Below are 17,502 nucleotides of genomic sequence, written 5' to 3' on the forward strand. Positions count from 1 at the left end.
CATGGGAACCGGTCAGGCGGCCCCCGGCTCGGGGGCGACCGGCCAGGCGGGCCCGGCCTCGGGGGAGGCCGGGCAGGCGCGGGTGACCTCGGCCGGATCTGGTCGTGCGGGGGCGCTGGTGCTGTTCGGCATCACCGGCGACCTCGCGCACAAGATGCTGCTGCCGGCCCTCTACCGGCTGACCGCCGCCGGTCGGCTCGACCTGCCGATCGTCGGCGTCGCCAAGACCGACCTCGACCTCGACGGGCTGCGCGAGCGCGCCCGCGAGACATGCGGCGGGGTGCGCGACGCGGCGTTCGACCGGCTGGCCGGCAACCTGCGGCTCGTCGCCGGCGACTACGGCGACCCCGCCACCTTCACGCGGCTGCGCGACGAGGTGGCGGGCATGGGCTTCCTCGTCCACTACCTCGCCGTGCCGCCCGCCCTGTTCGCCCCCGTCGCCGAGGGGCTGGCCGGGGTGGGGCTCAACCGCGACGCCCGGCTGGTCGTGGAGAAGCCGTTCGGCCACGACCTCCAGTCGGCGCGCGAGCTCAACGACCAGCTGCTCAGGCACTTCGACGAAGACCACCTGCGCCGGGTCGACCACTTCCTCGGCAAGGAGCCGGTCGAAGACCTCATGGTCTTCAGGTTCGCCAACATGCTGCTCGAGCCCATCTGGAACCGCTCGTACATCCGCAGCGTGCAGATCACCATGGCCGAGGACTTCGACGTACGCGACCGAGGGGCCTTCTACGACGCCAACGGCACCGTACGCGACGTCGTGCAGAACCACCTGCTGCAGCTGCTCGCCCTGCTCGCCATGGACCCGCCGCCGTCCACCGACGCCCGGGCCACGCTCGACGAGAAGTGGCGGGTGCTGCGGGCGGTCAAGACCATCGACCCGGCCGACGTCGTACGCGGCCAGTACACCGGCTACCTCGGCACCGAGGGCGTGCGGCCCGGCTCCACCACCGAGACCTTCGTCGCCCTGCGCGCCTACATCGACAACTGGCGCTGGGCCGGCGTGCCCTGGTGCATCCGCTCCGGCAAGGCCATGCCCATGACCGACCTGGAGGTCGTCGCCGAGCTGCGCCGGCCGCCGGTCACCATGTTCGACGACGCCCATGCGCCCGCCAGCCCCAACCTCATCCGGTTCCGGCTGCAACCCGACGCCGGGGTGACCTTCGACCTGCTGGCCAAGGAGCCAGGCAAGCAGCGCACCCGGCCGGTCCCGGTCAGTGTCGACTTCACCAAGGAGTTCGGGCCGATGGACGCCGCCTACGAACGCATCCTCGCCGACGCGGTGAGCGGCGATCCGCGCAGGTTCCTCAGATTCGACCTGGTGGAGGAGGCGTGGCGGATCGTCGCGCCGGTCCTCGACATGACGGAGCCGCCGCTGCCGTACGAACCGGGCACCTGGGGCCCGGCCGCCGCCGCGAAGATCGCCCCGGGCGGCTGGCACGAAATCTCCAACAGCTTCGACTGACGACCGATCACCCGCCCCGCACCGGGCACGGGGCCGCCGGGTCCGGTGCGCGGGCTGATCGAACCGCTGGGCGAGGATCTACCGCACGCGTCGCGGATGGGCCGCCGACTGGTCCGTCGTGCATGGGCCCCTCCCTGATGTGCCGTGCATGAGGGCTGGCGGTCGGTCGCGCAACGGGGTGCGGAATCGTCGACATGGCATGATCGGTGGGCGGCCGCCGAGCCCGCCGACAGCGTCGGTAGAGCGCCATCGGCGGGGCGGTGCGTGCGCCGGCGGAGTCGTTCAGAGCACGGCGCCCGGAGTGGAGCGCGGCGCCCGGAGTGGAGCGCGGCGCCCAGAGTGGAGCACGGCGCCCGAAGAGACGCCGCCCTGCCAACGCGCCAGGGTGTCAGTGCTTGCGGCGGCGCCTCTTCAGGATCGAGCGCAGGGTCAGCAGCAGAACGACCGCGACGAACTGGCCGCCGATGACGATGCGGTTGACGTCGACCGCAGGGCGCCAGGAGACCTCACCGTCCTTCAGGACGAAGACGCCTGCAGGACTGGCGCCGAAGCCGAAGCCCCCGCCGCCACCACCGCCGACCTCGCCCTTCTCGCCCTTGCCTGCGCCCTGGCCCCCGCCGCCGCCCTGAGCGACCCTGGCGACCGGGATGACGACGATGTCGCCGTGCCGGACCGGTTCGCCGAAGACCCGGCTCACCGTCGCGGTGTCTTTCGACTTCTCGACCAGTTCCATGATGTCCATCCCTCCATCGTCTCCCCAGGACGCCACCCCGTCGAACCTGGGACGCCGCGCGTCGAACACCGCATGCCAGGCGGATCGAGCCATCGGGCGCCGTCGCCGAAGTGGCGGCAGACGCCTACTTCGCCGCCGCCCACCCCGCGCCGGCGGCGCGCGAACGCGCAGCCGCCTGCGGTCACGCCGCCTGCGGTCACGCCGCCTGCGGTCACGCCGCCTGCGGTCACGCCGCCTGCGGTCACGCCGCCTGCGGTCACGCCGCCTGCGGTCACGCCGCCTGGGCCACGGCGATTCCGCCCACGGCGGCGGCGCGCACGGTCACGCCGCCCACGCTCGTGGCGCCCACGGTCACGCTGCCCACGCTCGTGGCGCCCACGGTCACGCTGCCCACGCTCGTGGCGCCCACGGTCGCGGCGCGCATGGGTCGCGGCGCCTGCGGCCAAGGCGGTCAGGGCCACGGCGCCCACGGCCAAAGCGCGCACGATTACGGCGGCCAGGGCCTCAACGTCCGCCACCCCACGCGCCTTCGGGGCGGTTGGCCACGACTTCAATCCCTATCGCCCTGCTCGATGGCGGCTTCGACGCGATAGGCGCTGTTTCCTCCCCTCCCTCGTTCCGCCCTCGTCTGGGGCGGAGTGGGATGCAGTGGGGCAGTGGGGCGTCTGCTCCTCCTTCACCTGAGCCCCAGGGCGGGTGCTTGGGCGGTCGTCACCATGCCACGAGCACGCTGAGGGGTGCAGAGGGGGATGTCGATGCTTCCCGGCGCGGGTGTTGCGGGGTTCGGCGCGGAGATAAGGGCCGGTGCAGAGACGAGAGCCGGTGCGGAGACGAGAGCCGGTGCGGAGACGAGAGCCGGTGCGGAGACGAGGGGCGGTGCCGGGGCGAGGGTCGTAGGGTGAGTGGTATGTCGGCGGTAGCGGAGATTGTGGCGTTTGGCGGCGTGGTGATGCTCGGGGCGATGTCGCCCGGCCCTGACTTTGCCGTGGTCGTGCGGCGTTCGGCCGTCTCGGGGCGCGTGCACGGCATGGCGGCCGCTGCCGGGATCGCCCTGGGCGTCTTCGCCTGGGTGGTCGCCGCCGCCACGGGTGTCGCCGCGCTGCTCGCGGCGTCCGCAGCCGCGTTCACCGTTGTCAAGGTGGTCGGCGCTGCCTACCTGCTCTACCTCGGCATCCGGTCGCTGCGCGCGGCCTGGCGCGGTGGCGGCACCCTTCAGCTGGACGTGGCGGACGCGGGCGGGCGAGGGCCGGGGGCCGCGTTCATGGAAGGTTTTCTCACGAACGTGCTCAACCCGAAGGCCGCGCTGTTCTTCGTGGCGCTGGTGCCGCAGTTCCTCGGGGCCGGGGTGCCGGTGGCGGCGCTCTCGGCGGTGGCGCTGGTGGGGACCGTGGCGTGGTTCCTGGTGGTGGCGAACGTCGTGGGAGCGCTGCGCAAGTTGTTCGCCCGGCCGAACGTGCGGCGCGCGATCGACGGGTTGACCGGCATCGCGCTCGTCGCCCTGGGGCTCAAGCTGGCCACCACCACTCGCCCCTGAACCGCCCTAACGCCTCGCCCCCCTGAACCGCGGTGACGCCTCACCCTCTGTACCGGGCGTGACGCCTCGCCTCTTGAGCCGCTATGGCGCCGCCCCTCCATCTCTGCCCCGCCGTCTCCGCGCCGCCTTCCGGCGCTTGCCCTAGAGGAGGCTCGGCTGATGTAGAGCGGGGTCAGGCGATGGTGACGCCTAGGAGGTGGCCCAGGCCGAAGGTCACGGAGGCGGCGCCGACGCCCAGGGCGAGCTGCCGCAGGCCGCCCAGCCACCACGGACGTGCCGTCATCACCGCCACGACGGCCCCGAACCCGAACAGCGCCAGCACGCTCACCACCAGCGCCACCATCAGCCCGGACGCCCCGAACAGGAACGGCACCAGCGGCACCAGCGCTCCGGTGGCGAAGGCGCAGAACGACGATCCGGCGGCCACGTACGGGGACGGCAGGTCGTCGACGTCCACCCCGAGCTCTTCGCGGACGTGCACCCGCAGCGCCTGCTCGGGGTCCGCGGACAGCCCGTCGGCCACCCGTTCGGCCAGCTCGGCGTCGAGCCCGCGCGACCGGTACAGCGCCGCCAGCTCGGCCCGCTCTCCGTCCGGGTTGCGGGCCAGCTCGCGGCGCTCGACCGCGATCTCCGCCCGCATCAGCTCGGTCTGGGACTTCACGGACGTGTACTCGCCCGCCGCCATGGAGCACGCCCCGGCGATCAGCCCCGCGAAACCGGCGAGCACCGCCCCCTGCCCGGCCCCCGCCGCGCCGACCACTCCGGCGATCAGCGCGAAGTTGGACACGAGCCCATCCATCGCCCCGAACACCGCCGGCCGCAGCCACCCACCGGTCACGTCCCGGTGGCTGTGGTGCGCCTCGGGGGAGTGGGGACGAGCGAGCTCGATGGTCATACCTTTTCCTCCCCTTTTGGATCTCTCGCCTTGAATGTGACATAGGCGGCGCAAGATCCGCAACGAAGGAGAGGCTTGCCTGACCTGCGGCATTAGGGCTGATTGTCGCTCTACGCGCTCGCAAAGTCTCTCAAGGTGATCGGGGTCGGAGTGCGCGGCTGAACGTGAGCGGGCAGCGGCGAGCGGGGGCCTAGGGGCCGCTGAACGGCGGTTTTGCGCACGCGGGCATGGCGCGCCTGGCCGGACGGGGGTGGAGAGAAGCAGGCGCTCCCAGGCGGTGCGCCTGGCCGGGTGAAGTGGCGGGTGCGACCAATGTCACCCCGCCGGCCGCGCCCTGGGGCGGCCGAGCGCGCGGGTTCAGCCCGGGAGTGGCGCGGTGCGGACGGGGGTGGCCAGGCTGCGGCTGAATGGTCGGCCGTGGTCCGGGGCCGGCTTGCGGTGCTTGCGGGCCGGCTGATGGCAGCGAGCATGACGGCGGCGGGCATGGACCCCGGGCCCCGGGCGACCCCGGAAAGGTCAGGCGTGGGCCGGGGTTCGGGCCGGGAGGTCGATCAGGGTGGTGGGCTGGGGCCGGGAGGGACGGATGAGGGCGGTGCACTCCTCGATCGTCTCCTCCAGCAGCTTCCGCAGCAGCCCGTCGGGGTCGGGGATGCACGCCTGCACGATGCCGACCACGGCCAGCTGTACGGCGTTCGGGGCGGCGTACCGGCGGAAGCCCTTCTCGGTGATGCGGGCGGCGCGGCTGAAGCGGCGGGCCTGCTGGGCGGCGTGCGGGACCTCCGCCATGGCCTGCCGGCTGCGCTCGCTCATGCGCCCGGACGGCGCGCCGTCGAGCCTGGCCAGCATCTCCTCGGCCGCGAGCACCGACACGGCCAGCGCGAGCTGGCGTTCGGCGGCGGCCACGGGCAGCGCAGTAGTGGCGCAGCGCAGCGCGATGTGGGCGTCCACGCGCAGGTCGTCGCTGACCAGGCCGATGATGGACGGCACGAGCGGGACGAGCTTGGCGCGGTTCTCGTCGTCGGTGTTGTCGTTGACGAGCCGGGCGAGCGCGGCCAGCAGCGGGTGCGTGCAGGCCGGGTGGTCGCTCCAGCGCTCGCCGGCCAGGTAGGAGGCGAGTTCCATGAAGCAGGCGCCGCGCTTGGGGTTGCGATGCCTGCCACGGGAAAGGACCGGGAGGTGATCAAAGTGATTGTTCACGGGTGCTCCACTGCTCCACGCGATCGCCGTCTATCCAGTCTGCGCCGTCGTGCGGCTCATTGCCAGTGATGCGATGAACGTTCCCTCTACCCCGTGAGGTCACACTCCAACCCGCACTGACCGGCATTTCATGCCGGCTCGACGAAAACGGCGACCGTGCGGGCCGGGACCGTCAGCGTGCCGGTGGCCGGGTCGTACGAGGACTGCCGCACGACGGGATCGGCCGAGTTCGCCTGCACCGGGTGGAGCCGCACACCAGGCCTCGCCTGCCCCGCGGACGGCGGCATGGCCTGGGTCTGCGTCCACGGCGTGGCGTTGAACACCACCGTGACCGACCGCCACCGCTCGTCCAGGCCCGAGGTGTCCACGTGCATGGCGATCACCCCGTCGGCTGAGGCGGGGAACGTGAGCCGCCGCCGCACCTCCTCCGCCGACCCGAGCGAGAAGGCCGGCGTCGACCACCGGATGCGCAGCAGCTCGCCGAACCCGGCGCGGGCCGCGCGGATCTCCGCGCAGCCGGGCCGCAGCGCCGGATCGGCGAGCAGCGGCCGCGCGTACGGCCAGCGGGCCTCGTTGTCGCGCCGGGGAGGCAGGCCCACGCCGAAGTTGTTGCCCTGCGCGCAGTCCCACAGCAGCCGGTTGAACCAGTCGCCGGAGTCGTAGGAGTTGCGGTCGAGCGACTTCGAGCGCAGCCGCTCGCTGCCCGCGTGCACGAACACCATGCCCTGCGCCAGCACCGCCATGGCCAGCGCCAGCACCTGCATGCGCACCCGGTCGGCCATCGGCGTCTGCTGCGGCAGCTTGTACGCAAGCGCGTCGTAGAGCGTCTCGTTGTCGTGCGCGTCCACGTACGCGACCGCCTCGCCCGGCTCGGCGGCGTACCCGGCGGGCATGCCGTTGTACCAGATGTCGCGGGCCGCCCGGCCGGACGGCAGCACGTAGTCGGCCAGGCCGCCGGTGAGCCCGATCCTGATGAGGTCGGCGTAGGCGGCCAGCCGCTCCCGCTGCTGCTCGGGGCCGCCGTTGACGGGGGCGCCGTTGGGCGCGCCGGCCAGGCCGGAGCCGTAGCCCTGCACGCGCGGGTCGGCGTCGAAGGGCGCGCCGCCGCGCACCGCGTCCCGCAGCCGGTCGTTGAACGTCGCGATGCCGGTGCCCGCCATGTGGGCCTGGCTGGCCTGCAGGAAACGGGCGTCGCCGGCCACCTCGCCGAAGCTCCAGCCCTCGCCGTACAGGATGATCGACCGGCCGTCCACCCCGTCGGTCTCGGGCGTGAGCGCGTCGAGGGCGCGGCGTACGGCGAGCATGTTGGACAGCGGGTGGTGGCCCATGAGGTCGAAGCGGAAGCCGTCGACGCGGTACTGCCTGGCCCAGGTGACCACCGAGTCGACGATGAGCTTGCCCATCATCATGTGCTCGGGTGCGGTGTTGGCGCAGCAGGTGGAGGTGGCGAGCGAGCCGTCGTCGAGGCGCCGGTGGTAGTAGCCGGGCACCACGGGGTCGAGCACGGCGGTCGAGTAGGTGTGGTTGTAGACGACGTCCATGACGACGCGCAGCCCCGCCTTGTGCAGCGCGGCCACCATCGCGCGGAACTCCCGTACGCGGTTGTCCGGATCGGTCGCGTACGAGCCCTCCGGCGCCGTGTAGTGCAGCGGGTCGTACCCCCAGTTGTAGGAGTCGACGGCGGCGGTGCGGGCGATGATCTCCTGCTGCCGCTCGGAGTCGGGCGGCAGCGCGGCCAGCTCGCCCGCGGGCGGCTCGGTGCGGTCGGCGCGGCGCTCGGGGACGGTGGCGAAGTCGAACACGGGCAGCAGGTGCACGTGCGTGACCCCGTCGGCGGCCAGCCTGCGCAGCTCGCGCATCCCGGCCGAGTCGAGGGTGAAGGCCGCGTACGTGCCGCGCAGCTCCTCCGGCACGGTCGGGTCGGAGGCGGAGAAGTCGCGGACGTGCAGCTCGTAGACCACGGCCTGGTGCTGCGGCACGGGCGGCGGCGCGGCGTGCCGGTCCCAGCCGGGCGGCTTGAGCGCCGCCCTGGACAGGTGGACGAGCCTGCTGCGGCGGCCGTCGGCGGTGACGTCCACGCTGTAGGGGTCGGTGACCTCGTTCGTGACCACCGCCCCGGCCTCGGGCGAGTAGACGGTCACCAGGTACGTGTACTCCAGCCCCCACCACGCGGGCGGCCCGTGCACCGACCACACGCCGGTCTCGTCGTCGCGCTTCATGCGGTGCACCCGGCGCCCGCCCGGGCCGTACAGGGCCAGCTCGACCTTCCGCGCGGTGGGCGCCCACACCGAGAGCTTCGGGAACATCCGCCCCGACGGGCCGAGCACGGCGTCGGCGGCGCCCGCGTACAGGTCGTCGAGCACGCCCGCGATCTGCACCCCGGTCACGGCCGCGACCCCGCCCTCGGCGTCCCGCCGCACGGCCACGACCTGGCCGCGCAGCGCCTCGTGGACGAGGTCGATGTCCGCGGGGTCCACCTGGAACGCGGGATGGCCGGCCAGGTGCGGCCACCGTACGCGCTGCTGCGCGGTGAGCCTGCAGGGCAGCAGCCGGATCAGGCCGGACCCGCATTCCTGCTCGCCGTGCCGCAGCGGCACGTCGCCGGGGTGGAAGACCAGGAACGCGCCCTCCTGCGAGTTCGGGTCGCCCGGCCACACCACCGTGTCACGGTCGATCCAGTGCGCCCGGGCCTCACGCAGGCACTCGCCGTCCCTGCCGGCCGGCCGCTCCTGCGGCGCCTCCGCGTCGTCACGTCTGCGAATGATGTTCCTCAGGCTCCCCGCCCCCTCGGTGAACAGGCATCCCGCGCTTCTCCACGTCCCCCTCGCGTGTGGACGCCTCTGCGGGTCGTCGTTCCCACCTGAGTGAAAGCGAAGCGAAGCGTCCGGAAAACCTCTCCTTAGGGCCGCTTGCCGGAAGTTTCGAAAAAAGTAACGTTGACCTGGTCTTTCGCACTCCGCGCTCTTCATGCCTGCAAGGTCCGCCAAGCCCGGTGGCACGCGGGATGAGCGCGCGCGATCGCGCCAGATCGATCACTTTGTGTATTTGACCGATTACCTAAAGTGATTAGATGCTGGGTTGATGGACGGATTCATCGACGAGACCTGCGAGGGTGTGACCGAGCTGCGCGTGCACGGCGTCTCGGGCACGCCGCCGTCCGGCATCCTCGCCCACCCCCACCCCAGGCTCGTCGCGGGCGACGGCACCACCGGTTTCTACCGCCGCTGGTGGGAGGGCGGTCCGCCCTCGGGAGACCACGCCGACGTGCCGGGCGTACGCCACCGCGAGGCCTACGCCTGGGGCAACCTCACCTCAGGCGGGCGGGCCATCGCGCTGTGGCTGCTCCTGCTGCCGTTCTCGCTCGCCAACCTCGCGTACTTCATGCTGCCCAGGCCCGCCCGCGCCCGCCGGCTGCGCCACGTGACCGAGGCGGGGCAGCGGCTGTTCGCCCTGCTGCTCACCGGCACCCTGATCGGCGCGGTCACCAGGACCGCCGTCGACGTCATCGGCTGGCAGTGCACCGCCGCCGGTCGCGCCTGCGCCGCCGAGACCGCGCCCTCCTGGGTGCGGTGGCTCGCGGTCATGTGGGGTGACGAGCCGTCCAGGCGGCTGGCGGTCACGTCGCTGGTGCCGCTGCTGGTCGTGGTGCTGCTGTGGTGGCTCGCCCGGCGCACCTGGCGGCGCGACGAGAACACGTTCCCGCCTGGCGGGCCCGCGACGCCCGTACCGGCCGGTGGGCCCGCGGCGGGCGTCACCCCTGCGGGTGGCGTCCCGGCCCCGCGCGCCCAGGCGGACGACGCCCCGCCCCCATCCGCCGCACCGGGCGGGGGCGGGGCCGCGGTCCCGGCCGCACGCACGACGAGCGCCGCGGCCACGAGCGCACGCGTGAAGGGCGCTCCAGGCACGGGCGTCTCCACCGGACCGGGGAGCGGCGCGGCGGGAACGGGTGTGCGGGGGAGTGGGGTCGCGTCGGGTCCGGGCGTTTCCGCGGGGCGGGCGAGTGCCGCGGCCGGAGTGGGCGCGCGGGCGGGCGGGGTCGCGGCGGGCGCGGGGGAGCGGGCGGGTGGCGGGCTGCTGCTGGGACGGCCGCGGCTGTGGCACGGCGGGGCGCCGGTGTGGCGGCTGCGGGTGGTGCACGTGGCGTTCGCCGTGGCCTCGATCGGGGTCGCGGTGGCCGCGCCGTTCGCCGGGACGGCGGTCGGGCTCGTGCTCACCGTCGCCAACGCGGCGGTCCTGGTGGTCGCCGCGGTGCTGGTCACGCTGCCGTGCATCGCGCGCCGGGTCGATCCGCACTCGGGACGCCGTACGCCCGTCCTGCTCGACGTCGCCTGCCGGGCGCTGCGGGTGGCGGCGCCGGTGGTGTTCCTCGCCACGGCCGGGGCCGCGCTCGCGGGCCTGCCGCCGGGCGACGGCGGCACGCTCGCCTGGCAGCTTCCCGGCGTCGGCATCGGAGCCTTCCAGTACGCGCTCACCGTCGGACTCGGCACCTTCCTCCTGATCACCACGTTCGTCCTGGTCCGCGCCGACCGCCGATCCCCCTCCGAGCCGGGGTCTCCGAGCGACGGGGAGCCGCGGGCGATGATGGGCATGGCCGCCTGGTTCGTGCTCATGGTGGCCGTGGGCAGTGCGAACGTGCTGGCGCTCGGCCTGCTGTTCTGGACCGCCGCGTTCTTCGGCGTCCCCGGCACCGCCGCCGAGCCCGGCCCGCTGGAGCGGGCGCTGCTCATCGACGACTCGGCCTGGTGGACGGCCGCGCTGGTGCCGCTGCTCGCGTTCGGCCTTCTCGCGCTCACGGGCGTGCTGTGGCTGATGCGAAAGGCGGCGGCGGCCCGGCTGGCACCCGAGCTGAAGGCGTACTACGACCAGCGCGACGACGCCGAGCGGGTCGCCGCCGCGTGGGCGCTCGCCGCGCTCACCGACCGGGCCGGGCTGGTGCTCGGCGTGCTCACCGCCGTCGGCGCGGCGGGCTCCGCGGTGGTGGCCGTGCTGCACTGGCTCGGGCCGTTCACGCCGGGCGGCGGGGTGGCCGGAATGCTCGCGTCGGCGGGCAGCTGGACCATGGTGGCGGCCGTGGCGGCGCTGGTGCTGGTGGCGCGGCGTACGTACCGCGACTCGCGGCTGCGCAGGGCGATCGGCGTGCTGTGGGACATCTGCACGTTCTGGCCGCGCGCCATCCACCCGCTCGCGCCGCCCTGCTACACCGAGCGGGTGGTCCCCGAGCTGGTCTCCAGGGTGCGCAGGCTGGCCGCGACCGACCGCGACCAGGTCGTGCTGTCCGGGCACAGCCAGGGCAGCGTCATCGCCGCCGCCGTGGTGCTGCAGCTCGACCCGGCGACCCGGGCGCGCGTGCGGCTGCTCACGCACGGCTCGCCGCTGCGCCGGCTCTACGCCGCGTACTTCCCCGCCTACTTCGGTCCTGCGGGTCTTGCGGCGGTACGCGAGGCGGTGACGTGGTGCAACCTCTACCGGCTCAGCGACCCGATCGGCGGCCCGGCGTTCCGCCGCGTCGATCCCCTGGCGGGCGGGCGGCCGGACGGCGTCGACCGGTTCTGCTGGGACCCGCGCCGTCCAGGCCCCGGCGAGCCGCTGCCGGAGACGCGCTGGCACACCGCGTACTGGCTGGATCCGCTGTACGACGAGGCCCTGGACAGCTTGATCACCGTCACTCCCGCCGTCTGAGCGTCCCGCGCTGTAGGGTGGCCCGCGGTCCGAGTCGGTGAGCCATGGGGGCTGACGGTGCGGTGGGTCCTGTTACTCGTGCTGGTCGCGGGGTCGTGGGTGGTGCCTCCGGCGGGGGAGGCGGCGGCGCAGACCGTGGCTGGTCCCGCCGTGGAGTCCGGTGAGCAGGCCCGGCGTTACGAGCGGGAGGCGCCCATCGGAGCGGCTGCGCCCACCGGAGCGGTCGCGCCCACCGGGGCCGCAGCGGCGCCCACCGGAGGGGTCGCGCCGGGCGGCCGGGTGGCCTTCATCGGCGTGCCCGGCCTCATGTGGGACGACCTCGACCCGCGCGACACCCCGCGCCTGTGGGAGCTGGCCGGGCAGAGCGCGCTCGGCTCGCTCTCGGTCAAGGCCGTCGGCACCGTCACCTGCCCGTACGACGGCTGGCTGAGCGTGTCGGCGGGCGTGCGCTCGGCCGTCGGCCGCCACTGCGGGCTGCCGCCGGAGCCGATCTCCACGGGTCCGGGCGCGATCGTGCCCGAGCTGCCCGAGCTGATCGGCACCACCAACGGCGCGTTCGCCGGCACGCTGGGCAGCGCCGTGCACGCCGCGGGCGGCTGCACGGCGGCGATCGGCAGGGGCGCGGCGGTGGCGCTCGCCGACCGGGAGGGCCGGGTCGATCTGTACGCATCGGAGCCCGCCAGGCTGCCCGACTGGTCGCGCTGCCGGGTGCTGGCCGCGGACGTGGCCGCGCTCGTGCAGCCGTACCTGGTGGACGGCAGGCTGCCCCGCGAACCCGAGGTGATCTCGCCCGAGCAGCGCCGCGAGCTGGCCAGGCAGGCCGACACCGAGGTGGGCGCGGTGCTCGACCGGCTGCCCCCGGACACCGAGATCGTGCTGGCCGGCATCGGCGACCACGGCTCGGTGCCGCACCTGCGCGTGGCGATGTGGCAACGGCCGGGCACCGAGGCCGTCGCCGGCGAGGCGGGGCCGTCGATCGGGGCGGGCTCCACCATGCGCGACGACCTCGTGGTGCTGCCCGACATCACGCCCACGATCCTGAACGCGGCCGGCATCGCGCCGCCGCCCGGCGTCGTCGGGGTGTCATGGCGGCTCGGCGAGCCTGTCACGCCCGCCGACCTGGTCAGGGCCGACGTGGCGGGCACCAGCGTGCGCGGCATGACCGGCTGGTTCTTCACCGCCTTCGCGGTGGTCCAGGTGGCCTTCTACGTCGCGGCGTACCTGCTGCTGTCGCGGCGGCGGCACCTGCGCCTGATCGGGACGGCCGCGGTGGTCCCGGCCTGCGTGCCCGTCGCCACGTACGCGGTGAACGTGCTGCCATGGGACCGCAGCCCCTACCCGGTGGCGACGCTGATCGGCGCGGTACTGGCCGTGACGGCGGTCATCGCCGCCGTGGCGCTGCTCGGCCCGTGGCGGCGCGACCCGCTCGGCCCGCCCGCCGCGGTCACCGCGATCACCGCGGGGGTGCTCGTCGCCGACCTGCTGACCGGCACGACGCTGCAGTTCAACAGCCTCATGGGCTACACCGCCGTGGTCGGCGGCCGCTACTACGGGCTGGCGAACATCCCGTTCGCGCTGCTCGTCACCTCCGTGCTCATGGGCTCGGCGGTGGCGGCCGAGCACCTCGCACGGGCCGGGCGGCGGCGCGCCGCCGTGGCCGGGGTGGTCGTGCTCGGCGTGGTGGCGATGCTGCTGGCCGGCTGGCCTGGCGTGGGCAGCGACTTCGGCGGCGTGATCGCGTTCGTGCCGGGCATCGCGGTGACCGCGCTGCTGGTCGCGGGACGCAGGGTGTCGCTGCTGAAGCTGGCCGGGTTCTGCGTGCTCGGCGGTGTGGCGGTGACGGTCATCGCCGTGCTCGACCACCTGCGCCCGCAGGAGGCGCAGACGCACCTCGGCAAGTTCGTGGGTCAGGTGCTCGACGGCACGTTCCTGCCGGTGATCGGGCGCAAGCTGGGCGCGATGCTCAACACCCTGCTCTCGCCCAACCTCATGCCGATCGTGCTGGCCGGGCTGATCTTCCTGGTCTTCGCCGTGCTGCGGCCGGGCAAGGTGAGCGCGGGCGTGGTGCCCGCGGCGTTCGCGTGGGCGCCGATGCTGCGGGCCGGGCTGCTCGGGGCACTGGCCAGCGGCGTCATCGGCATGCTGGTCAACGACTCCGGCACGGCGGTGCTGTCGATGGTGGTGGCGCTGGCGGTGCCGCTCGTGCTGCACGTCGGCGTCCGGCTGCCGGAGGTGGCCGGACAGGAGGAGCCTCCTGAAGACGCGGTGGGGGAGCGGGTCGGCCTCAAGATCTGAAATTTTCTTTTAGTTCATGCCAAAGTCTTGAAACTTATAACCACGAGCGATTGCATTCGGGTCGTGCAGACCCTCCGATTGCTGGCCGCCGCCGCGCTCGTGTTAGGCCCCGTGGCCATCGGCACGCCCGCGCAGGCCGATCCCGTCTCTCCCGCAGAGGACGCGCTCCAGGCGTCGTCCTACCCCGCTTCCTCCACACTGCTCGCCAAGGCCACCGGGAACCGGCGGCTGGAGACCGCTAAGACCACCCGGCCGGTCGCGCCCGGCATCTCGCTGACCTCGTTCGACACCTTCGACGAGCTCGGCTGGCTACGCGCCGACGCCCTCACCGCCGACCTCGGCAGCGCCAAGGCCGACTACGTGTTCTCCGGCGAGGTGTCGAAGACCGAGCCGCTGTCCGGCCCGGCCAAGCGCAGCCGCGCGGTCGCCGCCGTCAACGGCGACTTCTTCGACATCAACAACTCCGGCGCGGCCCAGGGCATCGGCGTGCAGAACGGCACGCTCATCCAGTCGCCGATCGCCGGCCACGAGAAGGCCGTCGCGATCTCGGCCGACGGCGTGGGCCGGGTCATCGAAATGTACTTCGAAGGCACCGCCACCCCATCCGGCGGCGAGCCGATCACGCTGACCCAGTTCAACCAGATCATCCAGAAGGACGGCGTCGGGCTGTTCACCCCGCTGTGGGGCTCGTACACGCGGGCCCGCGCCGTCGAGGGCGCCACCGCCGTCGCCGAGGCCGTGCTGGTGAACGGCGTCGTCTCCGAGGTACGCGACGCCGCCGGCAGCGGCCCCATCCCCGCGGGCAGCACGATCCTGCTGGGCCGCGACAAGGGCGCCGCCGCCGTGGCCGCGCTCAAGCCGGGCGACACGGTGGACGTGACCTACCGGCCCAGGCCCTCCGACGGCGGCCCGGTCAAGGCGGCCGTCGGCGGCAACTGGGTGCTGGTCAAGGACGGCGTCGTGCAGAACTCCAGCGACCCCGCCGCCCACCCGCGCACCGCGGTCGGCTTCTCCGCCGACGGCAGGAAGATGTACCTGCTCACCGTGGACGGCCGCCAGGCCGACAGCCGCGGCGTGACGCTGAACGAGCTGGCCGCCATGATGAAGGAGCTGGGCGCGGCCAACGCGCTCAACCTCGACGGCGGCGGCTCGTCCACGATGCTGGCCCGCGAGCCCGGCTCCGCCGAGGTACAGGTCGAGAACAGCCCGTCCGACGGCGGCGAGCGCCACGTGCCCAACGGGCTCGCGCTCTACGCGCCCGAGGGCAGCGGCAAGCTCAAGGGCTTCCGGGTGGAGACCGCCTCCGACCCGGCCAAGGCGCCCGGCGTCGGACCGGTCGCCGGCGGCCGTCCCGACCGCGTCTTCCCCGGCCTCACCAGGCGGCTGACCGCCGCCGGTTACGACGAGACGTACGGACCCGCCGCCGGCACCCCGTCCTGGCGCGCCAAGCCCGCCGTGCACGGCGTCGTACGCGACGGCAGGTTCCACGCCCTGGTGCCCGGCCAGACCACGGTCACCGCCTCCCGGGGCAAGGCCCAGGGCAGCATCGAGCTGACCGTGCTCCAGCCGCTGGAGCGGCTCGGCGCCACCGCCGACCGCCTCGGCATCGCCGGCCAGGACGGCACCGCCGCGTTCGGCGTCGTCGGCTACGACCGCAACGGCAACTCGGCGCCCATCGAGCCCGCCGACCTCACCCTCAGCTACGACAAGAACCTCTTCGAGGTCACCGCCGCCGAGCACGGCTACTTCACCGTCAAGGCGCGGCAGGCCGGCGGCTCCGGGCTGATCACCGCCAAGGTCGGCAAGCTCACCACCGCCGTGCCGGTGACCGTCGGGATGGAGGACAAGCAGGTCGCCGACTTCGAGGACGCGGCGAGCTGGACGTTCTCCGCCGCCCGCGCCACCGGCTCGCTGTCGGCCGGGCCCGGCCACGACGGCGGCGGGCTGAAGCTGTCGTACGACTTCACCACCTCCACCGCCACCAGGGCCGCCTACGCCAGCCCTCCGGGCGACCTGGTGATCGAGGGGCAGCCGCAGGCGTTCGGGCTGTGGATCAACTCCACCGGCAAGGGCGAGTGGCCCAGCCTGGAGTTCTACGACGCGCTCGGCCAGTCGCAGATCCTGCGCGGGCCGTACATGACGTGGACCGGCTGGCGCTACGTCGAGTTCACCGTGCCGCCCGGCGTCAACTACCCGCTCAAGCTGCGCCGCTTCTACGTGGCCGAGACCAAGGCCGACGCGCAGTACACCAACGAGATCACGATCGACGGCCTGGTGGCCAAGGTGCCGCCCGCGGTGGAGACGCCGCCCGCACCCAAGATCACCGACCCCGTGGTCAAGGCGGACGTGGCGGACATGCCGTGGCGGTTCGCGGTCATGTCGGACGCGCAGTTCGTCGCCAGGGACCCGGACAGCGACCTGGTGAAGAACGCGCGCCGCACGCTCCGCGAGATCAAGGCCGCCAAGCCGGACTTCCTGCTCATCAACGGCGACCTCGTGGACGAGGCGTCGCCTGAGGACTTCGCGCTGGCGAAGAAGATCCTCGACGAGGAGCTGGAAGGGAAGCTGACGTACCACTACATCCCCGGCAACCACGAGGTGATGGGCGGCCAGATCGACAACTTCAAGGCCGTCTTCGGCGACACGTACCGCACCTTCGACCACAAGGGCACCCGCTTCATCACCCTGGACACCTCGCGCCTGACGCTCAGGGGCGGCGGCTTCGACCAGGTGGCGATGCTGCGCGACCAGCTCGACAAGGCCGCCAAGGACCCCTCCATCGGGTCCGTCGCCGTGGTGTTCCACGTGCCGCCCCGCGACCCCACCCCGGGCAAGGGCAGCCAGCTCGGCGACCGCAAGGAGGCCGCGCTCGTCGAGGACTGGCTGGCCGCCTTCCAGCGGGAGACCGGCAAGGGGGCCGCGTTCATCGGCGGGCACGTCGGGACGTTCCACGCCGAGCACGTGGACGCGGTGCCGTACTTCATCAACGGCAACTCCGGCAAGAACCCCGCCACCGCGCCCGGCGACGGCGGCTTCTCCGGCTGGTCGCTGTGGGGCGTCGACCCGGTCAGCAAGGCCGAGGCCGAGCAGGTCAAGCGGAACTGGTTCACCGACGCGCCCACCTGGATCGGCACGCAGGTGCGCCCGCACGTGGACGAGCTGACGCTCACCGCCCCGGCGAGCGTCGCGGTCGGCAGGCCGGCCACCGTCAGCGCGTCCGTCGTCCAGGCGGGGCGGACCGTCCCCGCCGCCTACCCGGTCTCGGTCGCCTGGTCGGGCTCGCCCAACCTGCACATCGGCGACCGTACGTCGGCCAAGCCCCGGCACGTCGCCGTCCTCGACCCGGACACCGGAACGCTCACCGCGCTGCGGCCGGGCAAGGTGACGGTCGCCGTCACCGTCAACGGCGTCACCAAGAAGGCCGAGGTGGCGCTGACCGCCAGGGCCGCCGCCTGACCCTTTTCCCGCTCCGCAGGCCCCTGGGAACCCGCTCCCGGGGGCCTGCCCCGCGTCCGGGAGCGGGGTGGCGACGAGTTCTGCACACCGGGCAGGGCCTGCCCGCGTCCGGCGGCGGGGCTGTGCCGGACCTCGGGGTCCGCCCACCCGTCCGTCCCGCGCCCGGCTCGCGGTCGTGCGTGTCCGCGTGTCCGCCTGCGCAGAGCGGGTACGAGATCGTTTTGGCGCCGTCTGATCGAGAGGACCGC

The 17,502-nt window shown here is 73.5% G+C and carries 10 protein-coding genes; 5 read left to right on the forward strand and 5 right to left on the reverse strand.

Features of this window, described 5'->3' with window-relative positions; genetic code table 11:
• Nucleotide 1: 1 nt before the first annotated feature.
• Entirely contained in the window at nt 2–1,465 is a 1,464-nt protein-coding gene (gene zwf / locus ACFMQL_RS30430) for a glucose-6-phosphate dehydrogenase (protein WP_364053416.1), read from the forward strand.
• A 388-nt stretch (nt 1,466–1,853) separates the two neighbouring features.
• On the opposite strand, the gene ACFMQL_RS30435 is transcribed toward zwf, so the two are convergent.
• Together ACFMQL_RS30435 and ACFMQL_RS30440 are read right to left on the reverse strand one after the other, a co-directional pair.
• Entirely contained in the window at nt 1,854–2,198 is a 345-nt protein-coding gene (locus ACFMQL_RS30435; protein WP_364053413.1) for a spore germination protein GerW family protein, read from the reverse strand.
• 271 nt (nt 2,199–2,469) lie between these two features.
• Complete coding sequence (locus tag ACFMQL_RS30440; RefSeq protein ID WP_378788205.1) at nt 2,470–2,622, reverse strand: hypothetical protein; 153 nt, start codon at nt 2,620–2,622, stop codon at nt 2,470–2,472.
• A gap of 483 nt (nt 2,623–3,105) precedes the next feature.
• On the opposite strand from ACFMQL_RS30440, the gene ACFMQL_RS30445 reads away from it, so the two are divergent.
• Nucleotides 3,106–3,732: a LysE family transporter gene (locus ACFMQL_RS30445; RefSeq protein ID WP_364053407.1), complete on the forward strand. Its 627-nt coding sequence runs from the start codon at nt 3,106–3,108 to the stop codon at nt 3,730–3,732.
• A 172-nt stretch (nt 3,733–3,904) separates the two neighbouring features.
• On the opposite strand, the gene ACFMQL_RS30450 is transcribed toward ACFMQL_RS30445, so the two are convergent.
• The 3 genes from ACFMQL_RS30450 to pulA all read right to left on the reverse strand — a co-directional run bounded on the left by ACFMQL_RS30450 (nt 3,905) and on the right by pulA (nt 8,622).
• Nucleotides 3,905–4,627, reverse strand: coding sequence for a VIT1/CCC1 transporter family protein (locus ACFMQL_RS30450; protein WP_364053404.1), 723 nt, complete (start codon nt 4,625–4,627; stop codon nt 3,905–3,907).
• Nucleotides 4,628–5,143: 516 nt separating this feature from the next.
• The gene (locus ACFMQL_RS30455) at nt 5,144–5,824 is read right to left on the reverse strand and encodes a hypothetical protein (RefSeq protein WP_364053401.1); all 681 of its coding nucleotides are present in this window, start codon (nt 5,822–5,824) and stop codon (nt 5,144–5,146) included.
• 128 nt (nt 5,825–5,952) lie between these two features.
• On the reverse strand, nt 5,953–8,622 hold the full coding sequence (gene pulA, locus ACFMQL_RS30460; protein WP_378790223.1) for a pullulanase-type alpha-1,6-glucosidase: 2,670 nt from the start codon (nt 8,620–8,622) through the stop codon (nt 5,953–5,955).
• A 283-nt stretch (nt 8,623–8,905) separates the two neighbouring features.
• Here pulA and ACFMQL_RS30465 point away from each other — a divergent pair, with 283 nt between their 5' ends.
• From ACFMQL_RS30465 to ACFMQL_RS30475, 3 genes are all read left to right on the forward strand, one after another.
• Entirely contained in the window at nt 8,906–11,503 is a 2,598-nt protein-coding gene (locus ACFMQL_RS30465) for a hypothetical protein (protein WP_378788208.1), read from the forward strand.
• Nucleotides 11,504–11,560: 57 nt separating this feature from the next.
• Nucleotides 11,561–13,798 carry a hypothetical protein gene (locus ACFMQL_RS30470; RefSeq protein WP_378788210.1) on the forward strand — a complete coding sequence of 746 codons (2,238 nt, stop codon included), beginning with the start codon at nt 11,561–11,563 and terminating at the stop codon, nt 13,796–13,798.
• Nucleotides 13,799–13,861: 63 nt separating this feature from the next.
• Nucleotides 13,862–17,254, forward strand: coding sequence for a phosphodiester glycosidase family protein (locus ACFMQL_RS30475; protein WP_378788213.1), 3,393 nt, complete (start codon nt 13,862–13,864; stop codon nt 17,252–17,254).
• Nucleotides 17,255–17,502 lie beyond the last annotated feature (248 nt).

This window comes from Nonomuraea fastidiosa, from assembly GCF_042751225.1.
In the GTDB taxonomy this organism is placed as follows: domain Bacteria; phylum Actinomycetota; class Actinomycetes; order Streptosporangiales; family Streptosporangiaceae; genus Nonomuraea; species Nonomuraea fastidiosa.

Bases quoted from the DNA above. Each gene is read 5' to 3' on its own strand.
- ACFMQL_RS30435 (WP_364053413.1), bottom strand. From the start codon at position 2,198: ATGGAACTGGTCGAGAAGTCGAAAGACACCGCGACGGTGAGCCGGGTC.
- ACFMQL_RS30440 (WP_378788205.1), bottom strand. From the start codon at position 2,622: ATGCGCGCCGCGACCGTGGGCGCCACGAGCGTGGGCAGCGTGACCGTG.
- zwf (WP_364053416.1), top strand. From the start codon at position 2: ATGGGAACCGGTCAGGCGGCCCCCGGCTCGGGGGCGACCGGCCAGGCG.
- ACFMQL_RS30465 (WP_378788208.1), top strand. From the start codon at position 8,906: ATGGACGGATTCATCGACGAGACCTGCGAGGGTGTGACCGAGCTGCGC.
- ACFMQL_RS30450 (WP_364053404.1), bottom strand. From the start codon at position 4,627: ATGACCATCGAGCTCGCTCGTCCCCACTCCCCCGAGGCGCACCACAGC.
- ACFMQL_RS30445 (WP_364053407.1), top strand. From the start codon at position 3,106: ATGTCGGCGGTAGCGGAGATTGTGGCGTTTGGCGGCGTGGTGATGCTC.